At 45.4% G+C, this 19,456-nt stretch carries 15 protein-coding genes; 6 read left to right on the forward strand and 9 right to left on the reverse strand.

The features are described 5' to 3' along the window. Positions 1–25: 25 nt before the first annotated feature. The 4 genes from AB6E54_RS17320 to AB6E54_RS17335 all read right to left on the reverse strand — a co-directional run bounded on the left by AB6E54_RS17320 (position 26) and on the right by AB6E54_RS17335 (position 5,370). Positions 26–1,438 carry a fructose-specific PTS transporter subunit EIIC gene (locus AB6E54_RS17320; protein ID WP_102320881.1) on the reverse strand — a complete coding sequence of 471 codons (1,413 nt, stop codon included), beginning with the start codon at positions 1,436–1,438 and terminating at the stop codon, positions 26–28. A 13-nt stretch (positions 1,439–1,451) separates the two neighbouring features. Continuing rightward, complete coding sequence (locus AB6E54_RS17325; RefSeq protein WP_102332226.1) at positions 1,452–1,892, reverse strand: PTS sugar transporter subunit IIA; 441 nt, start codon at positions 1,890–1,892, stop codon at positions 1,452–1,454. A gap of 266 nt (positions 1,893–2,158) precedes the next feature. Then, a complete protein-coding gene (gene manA / locus AB6E54_RS17330; RefSeq protein WP_102332342.1) occupies positions 2,159–3,376 on the reverse strand; it encodes a mannose-6-phosphate isomerase, class I in 1,218 nt (405 codons plus the stop codon). Between the two features lie 89 nt (positions 3,377–3,465). Beyond that, the gene (locus AB6E54_RS17335) at positions 3,466–5,370 is read right to left on the reverse strand and encodes a fructose-specific PTS transporter subunit EIIC (RefSeq protein WP_102332225.1); all 1,905 of its coding nucleotides are present in this window, start codon (positions 5,368–5,370) and stop codon (positions 3,466–3,468) included. Positions 5,371–5,748: 378 nt separating this feature from the next. On the opposite strand from AB6E54_RS17335, the gene AB6E54_RS17340 reads away from it, so the two are divergent. Together AB6E54_RS17340 and AB6E54_RS17345 are read left to right on the forward strand one after the other, a co-directional pair. Continuing rightward, positions 5,749–6,588 carry a helix-turn-helix transcriptional regulator gene (locus tag AB6E54_RS17340; RefSeq protein ID WP_102332224.1) on the forward strand — a complete coding sequence of 280 codons (840 nt, stop codon included), beginning with the start codon at positions 5,749–5,751 and terminating at the stop codon, positions 6,586–6,588. 565 nt (positions 6,589–7,153) lie between these two features. Further along, the gene (locus tag AB6E54_RS17345) at positions 7,154–8,932 is read left to right on the forward strand and encodes a sodium:solute symporter family transporter (protein ID WP_372106778.1); all 1,779 of its coding nucleotides are present in this window, start codon (positions 7,154–7,156) and stop codon (positions 8,930–8,932) included. 149 nt (positions 8,933–9,081) lie between these two features. Here AB6E54_RS17345 and AB6E54_RS17350 read toward each other — a convergent pair whose 3' ends face one another. After that, on the reverse strand, positions 9,082–9,855 hold the full coding sequence (locus AB6E54_RS17350) for a PTS sugar transporter subunit IIA (RefSeq protein ID WP_280544229.1): 774 nt from the start codon (positions 9,853–9,855) through the stop codon (positions 9,082–9,084). Between the two features lie 7 nt (positions 9,856–9,862). Then, the gene (locus AB6E54_RS17355; protein ID WP_004732927.1) at positions 9,863–10,165 is read right to left on the reverse strand and encodes a PTS fructose transporter subunit IIB; all 303 of its coding nucleotides are present in this window, start codon (positions 10,163–10,165) and stop codon (positions 9,863–9,865) included. Between the two features lie 338 nt (positions 10,166–10,503). Between AB6E54_RS17355 and AB6E54_RS17360 the strand changes: the two genes are divergently transcribed. Then, on the forward strand, positions 10,504–12,369 hold the full coding sequence (locus tag AB6E54_RS17360; RefSeq protein WP_372106780.1) for a fructose-specific PTS transporter subunit EIIC: 1,866 nt from the start codon (positions 10,504–10,506) through the stop codon (positions 12,367–12,369). A gap of 126 nt (positions 12,370–12,495) precedes the next feature. On the opposite strand, the gene AB6E54_RS17365 is transcribed toward AB6E54_RS17360, so the two are convergent. Together AB6E54_RS17365 and AB6E54_RS17370 are read right to left on the reverse strand one after the other, a co-directional pair. Next, positions 12,496–13,080, reverse strand: a complete 585-nt coding sequence (locus AB6E54_RS17365) for a TetR/AcrR family transcriptional regulator (RefSeq protein WP_017061660.1) — start codon at positions 13,078–13,080, stop codon at positions 12,496–12,498. Between the two features lie 139 nt (positions 13,081–13,219). Then, positions 13,220–13,393, reverse strand: a complete 174-nt coding sequence (locus tag AB6E54_RS17370) for a hypothetical protein (protein ID WP_017061661.1) — start codon at positions 13,391–13,393, stop codon at positions 13,220–13,222. Between the two features lie 495 nt (positions 13,394–13,888). Here AB6E54_RS17370 and AB6E54_RS17375 point away from each other — a divergent pair, with 495 nt between their 5' ends. Continuing rightward, positions 13,889–15,868 carry a methyl-accepting chemotaxis protein gene (locus tag AB6E54_RS17375; RefSeq protein ID WP_229648208.1) on the forward strand — a complete coding sequence of 660 codons (1,980 nt, stop codon included), beginning with the start codon at positions 13,889–13,891 and terminating at the stop codon, positions 15,866–15,868. A gap of 121 nt (positions 15,869–15,989) precedes the next feature. Here the strand turns inward: AB6E54_RS17375 and AB6E54_RS17380 are convergent, their stop codons facing one another. Further along, complete coding sequence (locus tag AB6E54_RS17380; RefSeq protein WP_102332219.1) at positions 15,990–17,153, reverse strand: amino acid permease; 1,164 nt, start codon at positions 17,151–17,153, stop codon at positions 15,990–15,992. Between the two features lie 490 nt (positions 17,154–17,643). Here AB6E54_RS17380 and AB6E54_RS17385 point away from each other — a divergent pair, with 490 nt between their 5' ends. Then, on the forward strand, positions 17,644–18,879 hold the full coding sequence (locus tag AB6E54_RS17385) for a MerR family transcriptional regulator (protein ID WP_102332218.1): 1,236 nt from the start codon (positions 17,644–17,646) through the stop codon (positions 18,877–18,879). After that, the gene (locus AB6E54_RS17390) at positions 18,880–19,449 is read left to right on the forward strand and encodes a GNAT family N-acetyltransferase (protein ID WP_102332217.1); all 570 of its coding nucleotides are present in this window, start codon (positions 18,880–18,882) and stop codon (positions 19,447–19,449) included. The last annotated feature ends 7 nt before the right edge of the window (positions 19,450–19,456 follow it).

Consider the following 19,456-nt stretch of genomic DNA (forward strand, 5'->3'; position numbering starts at 1 on the left):
CTTTGGTTTTAAATAATCTTAGGTTTTAGATAGCCACCATAGTCGCGGCTTTCTTCATTGCTTCCTTGGTTGAACACTCAATCACGTTCGCGTTAGCAAAGCGGTGAGCGTCTTTCACTTGAATATCGTGAGCCAAGATAACCAGCTTCGCGTTCGCCACATCTAGGTCGGTGATGCGGTTCTGAATACCGTTTTGACCTTGAGTTTCTACTTTGATTTTCAGACCCGCTGCCGCACCTGCTTTTTCTAGTGCTTTCGCCGCCATGAAGGTGTGTGCAACACCAGAAGGGCAACATGTTACAGCTACGATGTCGTACTCGCCTTCGCCTGCTGCAGGAGCGGCTTGAGCTTGTACTGGCGCTTCAACCATGTCTTCTTCTGTTTCTACCGCTACCGGTTTCCAGAAGCCTACGATAACGGCTGTGGTTAGCGAGCCAAGCGCAATACCGACGACGTACATTGGAATGTTGCTTGATACTGGCGCAGTGATTAGGCCGCCCCACGGTGCGTGCAGTAGAACGTCTGTCATGAAGCCGAATACACAGCCCACGATACCACCGGCAACGATTGAAGGAAGAACGCGCATTGGGTCATTCGCTGCGAATGGGATAGCACCTTCAGAGATACCGATAGAGCCCATGATTGCTGCCGCTTTACCTGCTTCTTGCTCTTGTTTAGAGAACTTGTTTTTGAATAGGAAAGTCGCCAGAGCCATACCTAGAGGTGGAGTACAAATCGCGATGCCAACGCCGCCCATTAGCCAAGGTTGTGTGTCTACTTGAGTTTGGGCAAATAGGGTCGCGACTTTGTTGATAGGGCCGCCCATATCAAACGCCGTCATACCGCCAAGGATTGTGCCCAGAACCATCTTAGATGCACCAGCCATTGAAGCTAGGAACTCGTTCATTGAAGACATGAACAGTTTAATTGGCTCACCGATGCCCCACAGTACGATACCTGCAGAGATTAACGTACCTAGAAGCGGGTAGATGAAGTACGCACCTAGTGCCGTCATGTTTGCAGAAAGTGGGATCTTCTTAAGTTGGAACACCACGCCACCGGCGATAAAGCCTGCCACGATACAGCCAAGGAAACCGCCGCCCATGTCAGCCATGATGCCAGAAGAGATCATTGCAGGTGCTAGTGCTGGTTTATCTGCAATGGAGTAACCAATAAAGCCGCCAAGAATGATTGGGAAAAGAACAAGGCCTTTGATACCGATATTAGAGATGTCTGCCAGCAAGCCGTCTGCTGGTACGGCACCTTTGCCTGATGCCATTACCGCTAACGCCAACAGAACACCACCGGCTACGATGAAAGGCAGCATGTGTGAGGTTCCGAAAAGCAGGTGGCCTTTCATGGTACTAAGGAGTTTTTTAAAGTCGCTACTACTGTTTTTATTATTAGTATTCGTAGCTTGAGTTGTTAGGGTGCTCATAATTTTCTATGCCTTATGAATTAATTAAAATATTAAGGATCTGTTGTTCGTCTTTTGCGTTATGGATATATTGAATAAATTCATCGCTGAATTTTCCAAATAGTTCTTGTAATACATAAATATGATGGTCAGCACCGTTGTCTGGTGAAGCAATCATAAAAAATACGGTTGGATTAATGCCGTCTTCATCGCCATATTCGATGCCTTCGCACTTTACACCGACAGCGATTGCCGGCTCAGTGACCGCCTTGCTTTTTGAGTGTGGGTAAGCGATGCCGTCCATCGAGGTAATGCTTTGAGATTCACGAATTTCGATGTCTGCCAAGAAGGCTTCTTTATTACTGATTCGGTTGTTCTCAAATAACATGCTTGCCAATTCTTCAAACAGTTCTTTTTTATTATTCGCTTGAAGGTTGTTATTAATTAAGTTGACGTTAGTTAGCTGTGTGATCATTTATTAACTCATTCACTATTGAAGTTCTTGAATTAAAATTAATGGATTAACCCGATTCGCGAAATAGCAAATAAAAGCCCTTCATTGTACATTTGTACCAAGCAAAATTAAGTGTGATTTGCATCATTCATCCAGTGTGAGATGAGTCATATTTAATGGTGTACTTCGGTGTTGAAATAACTTTCTGTAGGAAGAAAAATGCCCCGCAAAGCAGGGCATTATCAGTGTTTGTATCTACTCGGGAGAGCTAGATTTACTTGATAGAGCTAGCTGTAAGCACGCGCCACGCGTCCAACGCAATCCAGTTTGTAGCTCTCTGCGTAAGCTGGAATGAACACCGATTGGCCTTTCTCTATTACGCAGGTTTCACCACATTGATGAGTTAGCACCATGGGTTCATCGAGTGGTAATAGGATCTCGGCGCCTTCGGTTGTGATCTGTCGTTGCTGCGAATTTTGTACGATAGAGAACTTAAAATCCTCGACTGGAATTTGGTATTCCATCACATCACCTTGCTCAATAGGGCTGAGCAGTAGCCTATCTGCAGGCTTTTCATTGAATTGAGTACAAGAGACTAATTCATTGATATCCATGTACTTAGGCGTCAACCCTGCGCGGAGTACATTGTCTGAATTCGCCATCACTTCTAAGCCCGTACCTTTAATGTAAGCGTGGGGCGTCTCGGCATCCAGATACATGGCTTGCCCCGGCTTTAGCGTGATAACGTTCAATAGCAGCGGAGCAAACAGGCCGACATCCCCCGGATACTGTTGTTCCAACTCTGAAATCAACTGGAACACAGGGGCATCTGAAAGTTTCGCCTTCATCAACAACATGGTCAGCGCCATGCCTTTTTGTTCTCCTTGTAAAGACAATAAGCTCGCGAAGAAGCTGGCTAACCCATTAGGCGTTTGATCGCCCGCGAGATCGTTGACCATCGAATGAAGCTCTGGAATGTCGAGATAATGGAAGTGCTCTAGGATCTCGCTGATCGACCTAAAACCATTCATCGCGGTGTAGTCGGTTAGGGCATACACCAGTTCTGGCTTGTGGTTGGGATCCTTGTAGTTACGGTTGCCCGCTGTCATCGGAATGCCTTGCTGCTCTTCTAGAGCATAGCCAGATTCGGCTTGCTGCTTGTTCGGGTGAACTTGAACAGAGAGCGCTTTCTCCGCCGCTAACACCTTAAACAGATACGGAAGTTCACCAAAACGGCTCGCGACTTTCTCGCTCAGAAACAGGTTTAGGTTCTTAGAAATCAAGTTCGACAACGTGGTTTGATGACCATTGTCAGTGACTATCGAACAACCATTAGGGTGAGCGCCCATCCAGATCTCCGCTTGTGGCTCACCTGATTGGTTATCAATACCAAACAGTTGGCTAAACGAAGAAGGGCTACCCCATGCGTAGTTTTGAATTACGTTGGTCATAGGGTAGAAAAAGCGTTGTACGAACGAGTCGTTCGCTAAAGAAAAATCAGACATCGAAATCACCATGAAGGGAAACATGGCTTGAGCTCTATTCGTTCCTAAAAGGACAGTAGAGGGGCTCAAACCATTGGAATTGAAATGGCTTAAGCCGCTGCTGCTGTCAGCTTGGCTTTGCGTAGATTTTTAAGCGCGATACAAGTAACCGCAGTTACGCCCGCACCAGATGCCATGCACACGAGTGCTAGCAGTGGGTAGTTCATTGCGCCAAGTAGAGCGACCACTGGACCACCGTGAGCAACGCTGTTGGTGATGCCAAATGAGAACGCCATTACCGCAGCAGTCATTGAGCCAAGCACGTTGGCAGGGATAACTGACATTGGATCTTGAGCCGCGAAAGGAATGGCACCTTCAGAGATACCCACTAAGCCCATCGCGCCTGCTGCTTTGCCTGCTTCAATTTCAGAAGATTCAAATAAGTCGAACTTACGGCCGATTCTGGTTGCGATAGCCATACCCAGTGGAGCCACAGGGATTGCGCACGCCATAGCACCCATGAATTGAGTTTGACCGCTGGCAATCATGCCGACCGAGAATAGGAACGCCACCTTGTTGAATGGGCCGCCCATATCGAAACCGGCCATGCCACCAAGGACGATGCCAAGCAGAACCACGTTGCCTGTGCTCATGCTCGTTAGTAGTGCAGTAAGCGCATCCATCAGCCCAGCGATAGGTGCACCGATAACAAAGATGAACAGACCCGCGATGAATAGAGAGCCAGTGATCGGAGCGATCATGATAGGCACAAGTGGTTGAACGAATTTGTGGTAGTTAAACGAAGTAATCCATTTAACGAAGTAACCCACTAATAAACCCGCGATGATTGCGCCAATGAAGCCAGTGCCTGCGTCAGCGCCATAGAAAGAGCCGTTGTTGGCAATCCAACCGCCAATTAAGCCAGGGGTTAGGGCTGGGCGGTCAGCAATCGCGTAAGCAATATAACCAGCCAAAATCGGAATCATCAGTGTGAAGGCAACCACACCGACTTCTAGAATTTGGTTCCACATGCTGCCAGCAGGAATCGCCATGCCAGATTCACTTGGCTCGCCGCCAATCGCCAGAGCAAGGGCAATCAATAGGCCGCCAGTCACCACGAATGGGATCATGTGTGATACGCCATTCATCAAGTAACGATAAAGGTCTGAACGTGCTTGCGAGGCTTTCTCTGCAACAGATTGGTTGGTCGGTGCTTGTTCAGCTTGGTAGCTAGGTGCATTGAGCGCTTGCTGAATCAAGCCTTGTGCGTCTTTGATTGGTGCTTTTACGTTAGTGCAGACAACGCGTTTGCCAGCAAAACGAGCCATGTCGACCTGTTTGTCACAAGCGACCACAATCGCATCTGCGCGTTCGATCTCTTCTTGAGTCGGGCTGTTTTTAACGCCTATCGAGCCGTTGGTTTCGACCTTGATGTCATAGCCAAGAGCCGCTGCGCCTTTCTCTAGCGCTTCAGCTGCCAAATAAGTGTGTGCAACGCCAGCAGGACAGCCTGTCACACCAATGATGAAGCCTTGTTTCTCAACGTTGGTTTCAGTTTCTGATGGCTCAGGTTTGGTAAGCAGTAGTTCTAATGCTTCTTCTTCAGATTGAGCATTCATAAAGCTTTCGATAAAGCCTTCTTCAATCAGTTTTGAAGAAAGCTCTGCCAGTACTTCGATGTGGTGATCATCGCCGCCATCTGGAGACGCAATCATGAAGAACAGTTTTGATGGCAGACCGTCATCTGCGCCGTACTCGATCCCTTCTTTGTGGACACCGATCACTACTGCAGGTTTGATCACCGCGCTACTTTTCGCATGTGGTAAGGCGATGCCTTCTTCAAATCCGGTATTACCTTGTTCTTCACGAGCCTTAATGTCGGCAAGAAACTGTGCTTTGTCTGAGATTCTACCTTGTGCGTAAAGCACGTCTATCAGCTCTTTAAATACGTCTTCTTTTGAATTAGTGCTAAGCGAAAGCTTAATCAAATCTTGATTGATCAATGTCGTGATCATAATGAACCCCTACTCTGTTTTTATTTTGTTAGGGGTATTCTGGAATCTACGGCTTGCCTTCTGTAGTGAAGAAAAAATGCATTTACTGGATGATTGTTGCGTTATAAGTGGAGTGTGATTTTGATCGGTTGAGTGGTCGTTTTTAGGGCGGTGTTGACAGAGTTTAAGATGTTTTGAGGCTTTTATTTATAAGGGCTGTAGCGTATTTGTTTATCCAGTCAGGAACGTGCTAGGTCAGTTTCGTTACTGGAGATTTATTTCTACGACTGGATTTTTGTAACTTAGATCTCAAATTGTGATTTTGCTCAATAGCGCTATGTTTCAGTTACAGGTATATCTATTCCGGTAGCCTTATTGCTGCTTATAAGAGTTCGAATAATGATATTTCATGACTTAATCTCGTCGGTGTTAAATGAGCGAGAACCGTTTCATAACATCTGGTTTGCTGGAGATTTTCATACACCTTCAGCGTGCAGTTATCAGGTGAACTTTCCGCGCTTAGAGCTGGTGCTAGACGGAGAGTATATTAATGAAATGGAGAGTCATGATCGCAAAATAACTAACGTTATTGCCAAAGCTGGAGACGCGATTTTCATCCCACCGAACTGCTGGAATAAACCCAATTGGGATACTTACTGCTCAGTGTTGAGTATGTTGTTTGGTCGTCGTCAGCTTGGTTTAAGCTTGGTGAGTAAGCGCAAAGGCGAGGAGAGCTTTTACGATATCCAAAAGCACAGTATTCAGACTCGATCAGGGTTTGCGATTGATAATATCTTGGAGGCGCTTAGCTCGCTAGCGAGGGAGAGCAACAAGCAGCCGATGGATGAGTTATTGCTGCAAGCTCTACTGCAATACAGTAAAATCATGCTGGAAGCGCCCGTAGAAAAATCTCATAGCCGAGTACAGGATGTGTATCAGGGGATTTGTATCTACATTCAAGAGAACTTCCACCGCCAAATCACCCGAGACAGCATTGCCTCACGCTTTAGCATTTCATCCAATCACTTGTCGCGAATGTTCCGTCAGCAAGGCCACATGACGCTAGCAGAGTACATTACCCGCGTGCGGGTCGATCGCGCTAAGTTCATGCTCAAAAAGTACAACTTCAAGCTCAATGAAGTGGCAGTGCGTTGTGGCTTTAAGGATGTGAACTACTTCTGTCGAGTGTTTAAGAATCGCACCGGAAGAACGCCGACCGAATATCGTGGCTCTATCTAATATCCCTTCAAATGACCTTTTCTGACCAGAGCGTATACGACCGAAATTTGTATGACTAGATCACCACAGTGAGCTCTGTGTTGTGGTGATCAATTTGCTTTGTGTTCTCCTCTGCCGTTTATTTCTACACCTTATTTCCCAACCTTATCTTTAGGCACGATTTCTATTTATCCCGTTTCACTAAATAACCCCAATTAATAACATTACGGGTTCGCTTTGCGAGTTGCTTATTATTTTTCGTTGCCTATTTATTGAATTAAACGTGTGAGAGTTGATGTATTAATGCGATGCATTTAATGAATGCTAAGTAAATTAAAAACCACTTATCGAGACGATAAAATCTTGTTATTGTTGTCCAGATTACTGATTGAAATGTTTTTAAGTTATTGATTTTAAATGTTTACTTTTCGTTGGATTGTTCTTTATTTACTAACGTGTAATTCATGCCTCGAAATCAAATATTCAGGTTTATACGCCCCATCACAACCTTGACTTATAATACTACAAATTAAAAATTCAATAGATAATATGCTCTTCAGATATTCATCATAAAGAAGACTTATACATGGAACTCAATACTCTGATCGTAGGAATTTATTTCCTTTTCCTTATCGCAATAGGTTGGATGTTTAGAACGTTCACCAGTACAACCAGTGACTATTTCCGCGGGGGCGGTAACATGCTTTGGTGGATGGTAGGCGCAACTGCGTTTATGACTCAGTTCAGTGCTTGGACCTTCACTGGCGCAGCGGGTAAAGCGTATGCCGATGGTATGGCTGTCGCGGTTATCTTCCTAGCGAACGCATTTGGTTACCTGATGAACTACCTGTACTTCGCTCCGAAATTCCGTCAACTACGCGTGGTAACGCCAATTGACGCGATTCGTATGCGTTTTGGTAGCTTCAACGAGCAAGTGTTTACTTGGTCTGGCATGCCGAACAGTATTGTTTCTGCGGGTATCTGGCTTAACGGCTTGGCGATTATCGCATCGGGTATCTTTGGCTTCGATATGACAACCACTATCGTTCTAACTGGTCTTGTTGTACTAGTGATGTCGGTAACGGGCGGTTCATGGGCGGTTATCGCGTCTGATTTCATGCAGATGGTTATCATCATGGCAGTAACCGTAACATGTGCTGCTGTGGCTATCGTGCAAGGTGGCGGCGTGACTGAAATCATCAACGATTTCCCTGTAGCAGAAGGCGCATCATTTGTTTCTGGTAACAACCTGAACTATGTAAGCATCTTCGGAATCTGGGCATTCTTCATCTTCTTCAAGCAGTTCAGTATCACCAACAATATGTTGAACTCTTACCGTTACCTAGCGGCAAAAGACTCTAAGAACGCGAAGAAAGCGGCGCTGTTGGCGTGTATTCTGATGACAATTGGTCCAATCATTTGGTTCATGCCACCTTGGTTTGTAGCAGGACAAGGCGTTGACCTTGCAGCACATTACCCAGACGCAGGTTCTAAAGCAGGCGACTTCGCTTACCTTTACTTCGTAGAGCAATACATGCCAGCGGGTATGGTGGGGCTTCTAATCGCAGCAATGTTCGCAGCAACCATGTCTTCTATGGACTCAGGCTTAAACCGTAACTCAGGTATCTTTGTAATCAACTTCTACCAACCGATTCTTCGTCCAAACGCGACAGAGAAAGAGTTGATGGTTGTATCTAAGTTGATGTCTTCGGTTTTCGGTGTCGCTATCATCCTTATCGCACTGTTTATCAATTCATTGAAAGGCTTGAGCTTGTTCGACACCATGATGTACGTAGGTGCATTAATCGGTTTCCCAATGACGATTCCAGCATTCTGTGGCTTCTTCATTAAGAAGACTCCGGACTGGGCAGGTTGGGGCACGTTAGTGGTTGGCGCGATTGTGTCTTACATCGTAGGCTTCGTGATTACCGCTGAAATGCTACAAAATTGGTTCAACCTAGAGCCGCTAACAGGTCGTGAATGGTCTGATTTGAAAGTAGCGGTAGGTCTGATTGCTCACTTAACGTTTACAGGCGGCTTCTTTCTTCTTTCGACTTTGTTCTATAAACTACTGGAAGCGTCTCGTCAGAAAGATGTTGATACCTTCTTCACTAACCTATCGACGCCTTTGGTTTCTGAATCAACCGCGCAGAAGAAACTGGATAACAAACAACGTCACATGCTGGGTTCATTGATCGCAGTGTCTGGTGTAGCTGTGATGGCGATGTTTGCTCTACCAAACCCATTTTGGGGAAGAATGATGTTCGTACTGTGTGGCGGTATCGTGTTTATCGTTGGTCTACTGTTAGTGAAAGCTGTAGACGACTCGGTTGAGGATGCGAAACAAGCGAAAAAAACGGCTTGAGTAACTAAACCTACAAGATAAGCAATTTAGAATAGAACGGCTGAGCGTAATTGCTCAGCCGTTTTTTATTGTGTGAGCAATTGGGATTATAACCAATGGAGTGAGCAACTTAGCTGAATAAGAAATTGAACTTAAAAGGGTGAGATGAATTAAATCAGACGAGAAGAGATGTACATCAACAGGGCTTGCAGGTCGACACTGCTTCGGGTCTTTTGCAGACGTTCATTGACCTGATCGTGAAGCAGGTTTCGAGTTAGGTTGGTCGCCGCCACAATGTGCTCACGCTGTGGCTTGGTTGGCAATACCAAAGCAATGGCTACATGCACTTCGCCAATACGTGATGCCCAGTCAATCGGGTCGTCACTGACAATAACGGCAATTGAGAGATCTTGAGTCGATTCAAACATCACATGCGGCAAGGCGATACCCGGTGACACGCACGTAGACGAGCGTTCTTCTCGCTTAATGAATGCCAGAATTAGTTCATCTGGGTCTTCTGGATAAACAAGGTGAGCGAGGCCTTTCAAGCATTCAAATTTGGTCAGTTGAGTTTGTGCTTTGGCATGGTGCCACTTGATGTCACAGGGCGGGCATATTTGCGGCATACGCTGGATTAGATCTTTCGAGAATTCATGGTTCACTTGTGAACCAACCATGTCGTAATGCTCAGCAATTACATCTTTGAGAACGAAACAGGCCAGCTCCGCATCAATCCCAACCGCGGTTATCTGACACAAATCACCACGAAGTAAACCTACTTGCAGCATCGCAACGGATTTGGAGAGATCAGCCGTTCGATTTTGAGTGATGTTGATAATGCGGATGTTGCTTTTGAACTTCTTCGCTAATCGAGTAAGGGGCTGCGCGACATGTGAGTTCGCGGAAGGATCGTTAACGAAGAAGGTGATCTGGTATTCGTTCATGAAAAGTTTAAGTTCGACAATGCTTAATAAAGACTTTATCGACACTCAACAACACCTCTTCCATGGGAATGAATACGGTTTTAGCTGGGTCGAACCGGCTTGGTTGTTCAATATCGATATCAGAGACGATCAACACTTTGTCTGCGAGGGTAATATCTTGGGCGGTCAGTAAGTTTTCAATACCCATAGCGCCTTGCGTCTCAACCTTGATTGAAACGTTGAACTTAGGGGCTGTTTTATTTAGAGCATCAGCTGCCATATAGGTGTGCGCAATGCCTGTAGGGCACGCAGTTACCGCTACAATTCTCATTATTATTCTCGGCTTAATCTCGTCCCTGTTACGTTACAAAAGCTACCTTTCAGAAGCTACCTTGGAAAAGCTATCTTGCATGGAAAATCCAGTATAGAAAGCTCGCATAAGGGAGGGGCGATATTGTTATGGGTTCTGTGGATTTTATGGATTGGCGTTTTTTATTCCAAGGTGAAAGTCACACTCTGAGTTCTTGGTTACAATAATCCAGTTAATGCACCTTTCGTCCTATATATTGAGTGCCTTCACACCGTTAATCTTTTCATCTTATTAACCTTATCTCTAGGTTAACAGATACTAATTACTTCAGTCTGAAATCAGGCGAGGCAGAGCAGCATATGGATATCACCAACATTATCGAGCCCGAGATCATCTGCTTAGATTTACAAGCAGACTCAAAACAGGCGGTATTTGAAGAGCTTGTTGAACTGCTCGACCGTGCCGGTAAGCTCTCCAATAAACGTGAATTCCTTGATGATATCTGGAAGCGTGAAGCCATCGGTAATACAGGCTTTGACGATGGTATTGCGATTCCACACGCGAAAAGTACTGCCGTAGCTAAACCAGCTGTGGCGGTAGGTATCAGCCGATCTGGCATCGATTATGGCGCAGACGGCGGCGAGCTGTCGGACGTGTTCTTTATGCTCGCTTCACCAAACAACCACGACGACCACCATATCGAGGTACTAGCTCAGATTTCGACCAGACTTATCGAAGATGGCTTTGTTACAAAATTAAAGGCGGTGGAGTCGGTCGAAGAAGCTCAAGAGCTGTTTCTCGAAGCCAATTTTGAACCTTTCGATAGTTACGCCTCTAGCCATCATGAAGTTTATGTCGAACCACTAAGCCCTTGGGCACAATCTCTTAATCGTCTTAAAGAACACTTGTTATACGGCACCTCACACATGATTCCATTCGTGGTCGCGGGTGGTGTGCTTTTGTCTTTGTCGGTAATGATGTCGGGTCATGGCGCAGTGCCTGAGAGTGGCGTTTTGGCTGACATCGCACAAATGGGCATCGCAGGGTTAACCCTGTTTACCGCCGTGCTGGGTGGTTACATCGCGTATTCAATGGCCGACAAACCGGGTTTAGCGCCCGGTATGATTGGTTCTTGGGTCGCGGTCAATCAATACAACACCGGTTTTCTCGGTGCAATTGTGGTCGGCTTCTTTGCGGGTTTTGTGGTGAATCTGCTCAAGAAGATCAAACTGCCAGATAGCATGATCTCGCTGAGCTCGATCTTCATCTATCCACTAGTCGGCACCTTTGTTACCTGTGGCGCTGTGATGTGGGTGATTGGTTCTCCTATTGCCCAAGTGATGCTAGAGATGAACCAGATGCTGACTGGCATGGCAGGTTCAGGGAAAGTGGTGTTGGGTAGCATTTTGGGTGCGATGACGGCCTTTGATATGGGCGGCCCGATCAACAAAGTAGCCACGCTGTTTGCTCAAACGCAGGTGAATACTCAGCCATGGTTGATGGGCGGTGTCGGGATAGCAATTTGTACACCGCCACTCGGCATGGCATTGGCGACTTTCATATCACCGAAGAAATTCAAACGCGACGAACGCGAAGCCGGAAAAGCCGCAGGCATCATGGGAATGATTGGCATCAGTGAAGGCGCGATTCCTTTTGCAGCCGCCGATCCTGCGCGCGTTCTGCCTGCTGTTGTTGCTGGTGGCGTAGTTGGTAACGTGGTCGGCTTTATGTTCCATGTAGTGAACCATGCACCATGGGGCGGCTGGATTGTGCTGCCGGTGGTGGATGGCAAGATTGGCTACATCATTGGCACACTCGCAGGGGCTCTTACCACGGCTTTAATTGTAATACTGCTGAAAAAGAACGTGGTCGAAGGCGAAGCGAACTCTAATCAGTTCACGGGTGGCTCGGTAACGGAAGAAGGGCAAGCGGAGGTATTGGCGATTACTTCTTGTCCGTCAGGCGTTGCCCACACATTCTTAGCAGCGAAATCCTTAGAAAAGGCGGCGCATCATCTTGGGGTTCGGATTAAAGTCGAAACGCAGGGTGCCAACGGAATAGGCAATCGTATCACGCAGAAAGATATTGAAAGGGCGAGGCTGGTGATCTTTGCTCACGACGTGGCGATTAAAGAAGTAGAACGCTTTGCGAACGTGAAAACGTTAGATGTCAGTACTAAGGAAGCGATGCTTAATGCTCAGGCGTTGATCATGAGAAAGGTGTAACTCTTTAAACCGCAAAGTTTATCATCTATAAAGTTAACTAGATCAAAACTAAAAAGACTCCGCTCAGGCCGGTTAAGGTGAAAGTGGAGTCTTTTTGTATCGCTTTCTAATGTATAAGTTCAGCCCTTAAAAAGGGTGGTACTTAAATACGTCTTCAACCATTGAGTTGAGCAAATCGATATCGTCACAGGTTTTGGCGTAAGTACGCAGGCCTGCGATTTGAACCTGAACATGACGAGCAAGTTGAGTCGGATCGCGCTCTTTGCTGATCTCACCCAATTCTTGTGATTCTGAAATCAGCTTGGCGAACTCACCTTCCATTATCTTGAGTGACTTCTTCGCTTCTGCTAACAATTCTGCGTGTTCATCAGTCAGTTCTGCGACCGTTTTAGCCAACATACACATGCCGTTTGGTGCGCTCTGTTTCGATTCGACAACCGCACGTTTTACGAAGTTTTCCAACGCTTTGATAGGCGATTCGGTTTCACTGCGGAAGCGGTTCAGATTCAGGATGCCAAGTTCGGTATAGCGAGCAAGCGTCTCTTTAAACAAACCTTCTTTGCTGCCGAACGTCGCGTAGATGCTGCCCGGACGCATATCAATCACGTCTTGCAGGTTGCGCATAGAAGTCGCATGAAAGCCCTTTTCCCAATACAGGTTCGTTGCTTTATCTACTACGTCTTGTCTATCGAACTTAGCGGTCTTAGCCATAACATCTACTTCATTAATCTGAACATATGTTCAATATTTTATGCTGAACGCCCGTTCTAGTAAAGGTGTGTTTAGCTGCTTTGCGCAGGCTTAGAACATCAAAGAGTTAATAAAACATCCAGATCATCAGGAAATAATCTTAATCATCAATAACTTCTACGGTCTTGTGCTGAGCGCCGTAGTAGGTGCCTTCATCGATGGTGTACATCAATGTTGCTTCGCACTCTGGACAATCGAATTCCTCATTGGGTTCAATAGCCGCTTCTTCTACCCATTCCCAACCGATATGTTCTTCGCAAGCGGGACAATCCATACAATATCTCTCAGTTGTTGTCGCATATTTATTGCGAATCTCTACTTTGATAATTCGGCATTATACATATTTAGTTAACGAGGAATAGACAGTTAATCAGCGCAGAATAGGGAGTTGATTAGTTGTGAATCAATCGCTGGTGAGCGTTGAATCTATAGTTAGTTCTGAATATATCGTTTTCTCTGAGCACATAATTGGTGCAGGCCTACACCTTTTGGGTAGTTAAAGTGTGTCAGATTTCAGTCGCTTACGTCAATAAAATGTTGTCGCATGTGTTTTGGGTATCGTTAGGTCGCTTAGCTAACAGTTTTATCGGTAAATCAATGAATTTTGTAAGGTTAAATGTTACCTTCATCGCATCGCGATCTGTGTGGCACGGTAATTGATGCACATTGATCAAGTTGAATAATTATACAGTCACAATTGAGGCGCATCTTATTAAGGGTGTGCGAGTTAGATGACTGAAAAGATTTGTTAGCTGCTAGGGAAATGATAATGAAATTAACCGATATGTCTTTTAAGCAAAAAATCATCGCTTTGCTTATTTTACCGATCTTGGGATTTCTATGGCTTAGCGTTTCTGCGATTTCAAAAGGCGTAGAAACCACCAGTGAATTGTCTTCATTAAACCAACTTACCCGTTTGTCGGTTGTGTACAGTGAACTTGTGCATGAGTTACAAAAAGAGCGTGGAATGACGGCTGGGTTTATCGGCTCACAGGGCACTAAGTTTGTCAGTGAACTACGTGCACAAAGAGCCAGTGCAGATAATAGACGTAATCTGAAAACCGAATACTGGCAATCTGCTGAAATCGATTTACCGCAGATCACTCGGCTGAACACTGAAATAAGCCAAAGCCTAAATCAAATCACTTCTATTCGTAATCGAGTGGATTCTCAATCGATTCCTCTGTCTGAAGCTTTGGGTTACTACACCCAACTTAATGCAAAGCTGCTGAGCGTATCGGCGTTAATTGCTGAGCTTAGCTCTGATGCTGCCATCACCACTGAAACCATCGCTTACTACAACTTTTTACAAGGTAAAGAGCGAGCGGGTATCGAGCGTGCTGTCCTAAATAATACCTTCTCTAAAAATGAATTTGGCCCAGGCATGTTGGTTAAATTCATCTCTTTGGTGACTGAGCAAAATACCTATTTCTCAAACTTTGAGGTATTGAGTAACCCAGCTAACGTTCGTTTCTTTGAACAGCAATTGAATGATCGTTCGGTGGCAGAAGTAGAAAAGCTTCGTGGTTTGGCTGAATCTAAGATGAGCGGTTTTGATGTTGATCCTGTGTACTGGTTCTCGCAATCTACCGCTCGTATTGTTCAGCTAAAGAAAACAGAAAACCACCTAGCAGAGTCGCTTATCGCACTGACAGAGAAAAAAATGTCAGAGGCGCAGTCTGCGATGATGATGAGTATTGGTCTGTTTGCTTTGATAACCTTGTTCGCGACCTTCGTGAGCTATAAGGCGATCAGCGACCTGACGATGAGAGTAAAAGATCTTACAGTGATGTTGTCTAAGGTTCGTAATGACAACGACTTAACAGTTCGCGCTAAGTTCGTTGGCAACAGCGAGCTTGGACAGATCTCTTCGGCACTCAACGAAACGCTAGAGAAGTTTTCAAACGTTATCGACAACCTGTCTCAGTCGAGTCTGACCTTAGCTTCAGCCGCTGAAGAAACCTCACAAACCTGTCACTACAATTCGAACACGCTAGTGCAACAACAAGACCAAATTGGCTTGGTTGCGACGGCGACAGAAGAGTTATCAGCAACGGTAAATGAGGTGGCGGCTAAAACTCAGCAGACAGCAAGTTCCGCTAAACTGGTCGATGAGCAGTCTCAAGAAGGTTTGAGTACGGTTCAAAACTCTTACCACTCTATCGAAAAACTGGCATCTGAAATTAATGATCTAGCGGAAAAGATCACGCACTTACACGAGAGCAGTAATAACATCAACAGTGTGATTGATGTGATTAAGTCCGTCGCTGAACAGACTAACTTGTTAGCATTGAACGCGGCAATTGAAGCGGCAAGAGCGGGTGAGCAAGGTCGTGGATTTGCGGTAGTGGCTGATGAAGTTCGCACGTTAGCACAGCGTACTCAGCAGTCGACAGCTGAAATTGAAGGTTTCATCAGCTCGTTACAGTCTGATGTGCAAACCGCGTTTAATGTAATTGATAACAGTCAGAAGATGTCGTCTAAAGCGGTTGAGGATTCAAAAGAGGTGGAACACACCTTACAAGGTATCTCAGCATCGGTGAGCGAGATCTTTAGCATGACTGAGCAGATCGCAACCGCTACCGAAGAGCAAGCGGTAGTGACTCAAGATATTGCTCAAAACGTCATGGCAGTAGAGCAGAAGTCGACAGAATCTACGACAGGTGCAACGCAAATAGCTGCAACAGCCAAAGAACAAGCTCAGTTAGCAGCTTCATTGAAAGATATTGCGAGTACGTTTAAGAGCTAACTAGCAAGCACTCCAATAAGAAGTAAAATGCCCGTTAGTCTCTACTTTTAATAGCAGGACTAACGGGCTATTTGTATCTGCTGTCTTCTAAATGGCAACAGATAGTCCATTCAATGGGGATCTACCCCATAAACAAAGACACGAAAATCAACGCACCAAAACCAAATGTCGCCATTAATGCCGTGTCGCCACCGGCTGCTGTGTAGCTGCCTTCGGTTTGTAGGTGAGGGAAGTCAGGTCTGCGAACCTTAACTACCATTGCGAGTGGGCCCCAGATAGCTAGGAACACCAGGACCATGCCTGCATAGTCCAGCATGCTTACAAACTGGCTAGCGAACAGCTCAGCTAATACCAAAGGTAAGATGAAGGTTAGCGCATAAGCCAACGCTTTGTTGTTGGTCACCGCATCTTTGTTTTGGTCGTAAAGCGCCATCGACACGCCGAGGAAAGAAGTCACCAAGGCCAGAGCAGAGAACAGAGCGATCACCACTTTCAACCAAGCAGATTGGCCGCTGAACGCAGAGATCAACTCAGAGATATTGTGGAACTGGCTTATCGCGTCTGTGCCAAGGTTGCCGATAATCGCGAATAACCAAGTTAGGTAGCAAATTAATGGAATCACTGAGCCTAGCAGAATCATATTGCGGATCTGCTTTTGAGTTGCTTCACGGTTGTAGATAACCAGTGACGGGATCACCACCATAGAGGCAAAGCTAGTAAAGATAACTGCGCTGTATTGCACCACGTCGTTGGCCGTGTATTGGCTGGTTTGAGTTAGGTAATCAAGGCGAATGTTGCTAAATAATGACGCGATAACGATAAACAGCATCACGACCATCAAGATGAATAGCCCGCGATTCAGTTTGTCGATATAAGACTTGCCCGAGACGACGATAGCACCCATCAATAGGCTGAAAATGGTATACGCAACGGATGCTGATACATCGACACCAACGTCGAGCAGTAGCTTATGAATGATGTCACCGACACCCAAGATATAAGCGATCAACATGCATACTAGCAACAGGTAAAAGAGTGCATTGATAAAGTGTTTACCTTTGCTGCCCAGAGTGAGGTAAGCAACACTGCTCATGCCACTGTTGTCTTTAGTTTTAGTGCATGCTTCTGCCAGGAGGAGTGCAGAGTATGTGGTGCCGATAAAGATAAGTAGCATCAGCACTGAGCTGATCATGAAGCCAAATTGGGCCAACACCATGGGAATAGCGAGCATGCCAGCCCCTAATGCAGTTCCTGACAGAATCAAAGAACTGCCGAATAATTTCATATTCAAGAAAAACAACCTCAAGCGATCCAATTAAATTTTGTTTGGATTGTAAATAATTGTTTCCAAGACTAACAAAATACTCAGTAAAGTTAGGGGTTAATTTCTAATAAATTTTGAATTTTTCTAAAAAATTTAAGCAGGAATTTCTGGTGTATATGTGTGGTTGATTTAAGTATTCACTCGGTGAGTTTATTTATCGTTTAGTTAACGTTCGTCCATTATTGAATGATTTAGAAATTGGCAAAATTCAGTTAAAAAGAAGTATGTTTATGAGCTAATTGTTTTCAATTCATCAAGTTTAATACTTCTCCTTTCCTGAATCCCGTTCAGGCAATGTCGATGACTAACCGTTCTATGGGTAAAAGACACGCTCAGATCGCTTTATCAATTTGAAGGTAAATAGGTAAAGAACGAGAAAAGTGTCGAAAATTCTGTTGACCTGACTACAACTTCATAGTTTATCTTTACTACTGAAATGAGGGAGAAGTGGATGTATCGCATATCTGAATTAGCGGAGCTCGTTGGCCTGAGCCGTTCAACGCTTTTGTACTATGGAAAGTTGGGTTTGATAGAAGCTCAACGCACCAATAATGGTTATCGAAGTTATTCCGAACGCGACTTGCAGCGTGTGAAATTGTTGCAGCAGTTACAAGCGGGTGGACTGACGTTGAAAGAGTGTCAGGCGTGTTTGGATGCCAAGGTTGACCGCTCCTTGTTACAAAACCGACTCGAACAATTGGACGAAGAGATCGCTCAGAAACAGCGTTCGAGAGATCTTTTATCGGCCTTGTTAGGCGAGAGTGGTTTGCAAGATTGGCATGAATCGATGGACAAGGTGGCGCCTGATGCGCATCTCGATTGGCTCATTAAGCAAGGCTTTGATGAGAAGCAAGTACTGCGACTGAAATGGCTTTCAAAAGACATGAACGATCATGACCAGTACATGGCGGATTTTGAGGTGATCTTTGAGGGTTTACAGCGTTTAGGGCCAGGAACAGCGGAAGATACTTTAGCGGCGTTGGTACACGTTTCGGTTTCTCCTAAACGTGTGCTTGAGATCGGTTGTGGTAAAGGTATTGCCACCTCTGTGTTAGCGAAAGCCTTAGTAGAATATCAAGTGGATGTGCAAATAACGGCGGTAGATAATGATCAACCGAGTTTAGATGTTCTGACTCAGCAAGCACGGGTTCTTGGCTTAGAAAGCAACGTCAAAACCGTATGCGCGAGCATGATGGATCTGCCGTTTGAAGCTAAGTCGTTTGACCTAATTTGGTCGGAAGGCAGCGCTTACATCATGGGTGTTGAAAAGGCGCTAAAGCAGTGGCGAAATTTACTCAGTGATGACGGCATATTGGTCGTTAATGATTTGGTGTGGAATACCGAACAACCTAACGAATCGAGCAAAGCGTTCTGGCAGAAAGAGTACCCGGACATGACGACGGTTTCCGAGCGTATTAAACAGGCAAAAGCAGCGGGTTATGAAATTTTGGATCACTTTGCAATGAGTGACGCTGGTTGGCTTGCGTATTACCAGCCCTTTCAAAAGCGAATAGAAGCGCTTAAAGCAACGATGCCGAACTCAAAAGCGCTCGTCGATTGCGACAATGAAGTTAAACAATTTTTCGATAGCAGCACATCAAAGAACGGTTTGGGTCAAGAGCCTTCGAAAGGTTCTGAACAACGTGATTTTGATTATCAGTTCTTTGTGCTCAAGAAATTAAAGTAAATGAGTAACACCATGAAATTTAGGCAATATAATTCAAATGAAATCGAAACGATCACTCAAGTTTTCACTCAAACCTTTACGGATTCAGAAGGTGAGAACGAAGGTAAAACTTTGGGTGAGCTTGCCAACGATCTTTTAACGACCACAGCTCCGACAGAGCTATTTTGCTTTGTTGTTGAAGATGATTCTAGTGAGTCGGATGCGGATAGTACGATTGTAGGCTCGATTATCTTTACGTCGCTTTCATTTGACGATGAAACCAAGGCATATTTGCTTTCGCCAGTCGCGGCGAGCACTCAGGTGCAAAAGCGTGGTATTGGTCAGCGCCTGATTAACTCCGGTTTGCAGCTCCTAAAAGAGCAGGGTATTGAGCTTGCAGTGACGTACGGTGATCCTAACTACTATTCAAAAGTGGGCTTTGAGCAAATTACCGTTGAGCAAGTCCCTGCGCCCTTTGAATTGAGTTTCTCTCACGGTTGGTTGGCTCAATCGTTGACTGGTGGTGAAATTAAAGTAACAAGTGGCAAGTCGAGCTGTGTTAAAGGCTTGGCCCACGCAGAATATTGGTAGCCGCTTG

The sequence above is a fragment of the Vibrio sp. 10N.247.311.49 genome (genome assembly GCF_041467655.1).
Taxonomy (GTDB): domain Bacteria; phylum Pseudomonadota; class Gammaproteobacteria; order Enterobacterales; family Vibrionaceae; genus Vibrio; species Vibrio crassostreae_C.

Coding starts and splice junctions, on each gene's coding strand:
- AB6E54_RS17355 (WP_004732927.1), bottom strand. CDS start 10,165: ATGAGAATTGTAGCGGTAACTGCGTGCCCTACAGGCATTGCGCACACC.
- AB6E54_RS17335 (WP_102332225.1), bottom strand. CDS start 5,370: ATGATCACGACATTGATCAATCAAGATTTGATTAAGCTTTCGCTTAGC.
- AB6E54_RS17350 (WP_280544229.1), bottom strand. CDS start 9,855: ATGAACGAATACCAGATCACCTTCTTCGTTAACGATCCTTCCGCGAAC.
- AB6E54_RS17390 (WP_102332217.1), top strand. CDS start 18,880: ATGAGTAACACCATGAAATTTAGGCAATATAATTCAAATGAAATCGAA.
- AB6E54_RS17385 (WP_102332218.1), top strand. CDS start 17,644: ATGTATCGCATATCTGAATTAGCGGAGCTCGTTGGCCTGAGCCGTTCA.
- AB6E54_RS17370 (WP_017061661.1), bottom strand. CDS start 13,393: ATGGATTGTCCCGCTTGCGAAGAACATATCGGTTGGGAATGGGTAGAA.
- manA (WP_102332342.1), bottom strand. CDS start 3,376: ATGTCTGATTTTTCTTTAGCGAACGACTCGTTCGTACAACGCTTTTTC.
- AB6E54_RS17345 (WP_372106778.1), top strand. CDS start 7,154: ATGGAACTCAATACTCTGATCGTAGGAATTTATTTCCTTTTCCTTATC.
- AB6E54_RS17380 (WP_102332219.1), bottom strand. CDS start 17,153: ATGAAATTATTCGGCAGTTCTTTGATTCTGTCAGGAACTGCATTAGGG.
- AB6E54_RS17325 (WP_102332226.1), bottom strand. CDS start 1,892: ATGATCACACAGCTAACTAACGTCAACTTAATTAATAACAACCTTCAA.
- AB6E54_RS17375 (WP_229648208.1), top strand. CDS start 13,889: ATGAAATTAACCGATATGTCTTTTAAGCAAAAAATCATCGCTTTGCTT.
- AB6E54_RS17365 (WP_017061660.1), bottom strand. CDS start 13,080: ATGGCTAAGACCGCTAAGTTCGATAGACAAGACGTAGTAGATAAAGCA.
- AB6E54_RS17340 (WP_102332224.1), top strand. CDS start 5,749: ATGATATTTCATGACTTAATCTCGTCGGTGTTAAATGAGCGAGAACCG.
- AB6E54_RS17360 (WP_372106780.1), top strand. CDS start 10,504: ATGGATATCACCAACATTATCGAGCCCGAGATCATCTGCTTAGATTTA.
- AB6E54_RS17320 (WP_102320881.1), bottom strand. CDS start 1,438: ATGAGCACCCTAACAACTCAAGCTACGAATACTAATAATAAAAACAGT.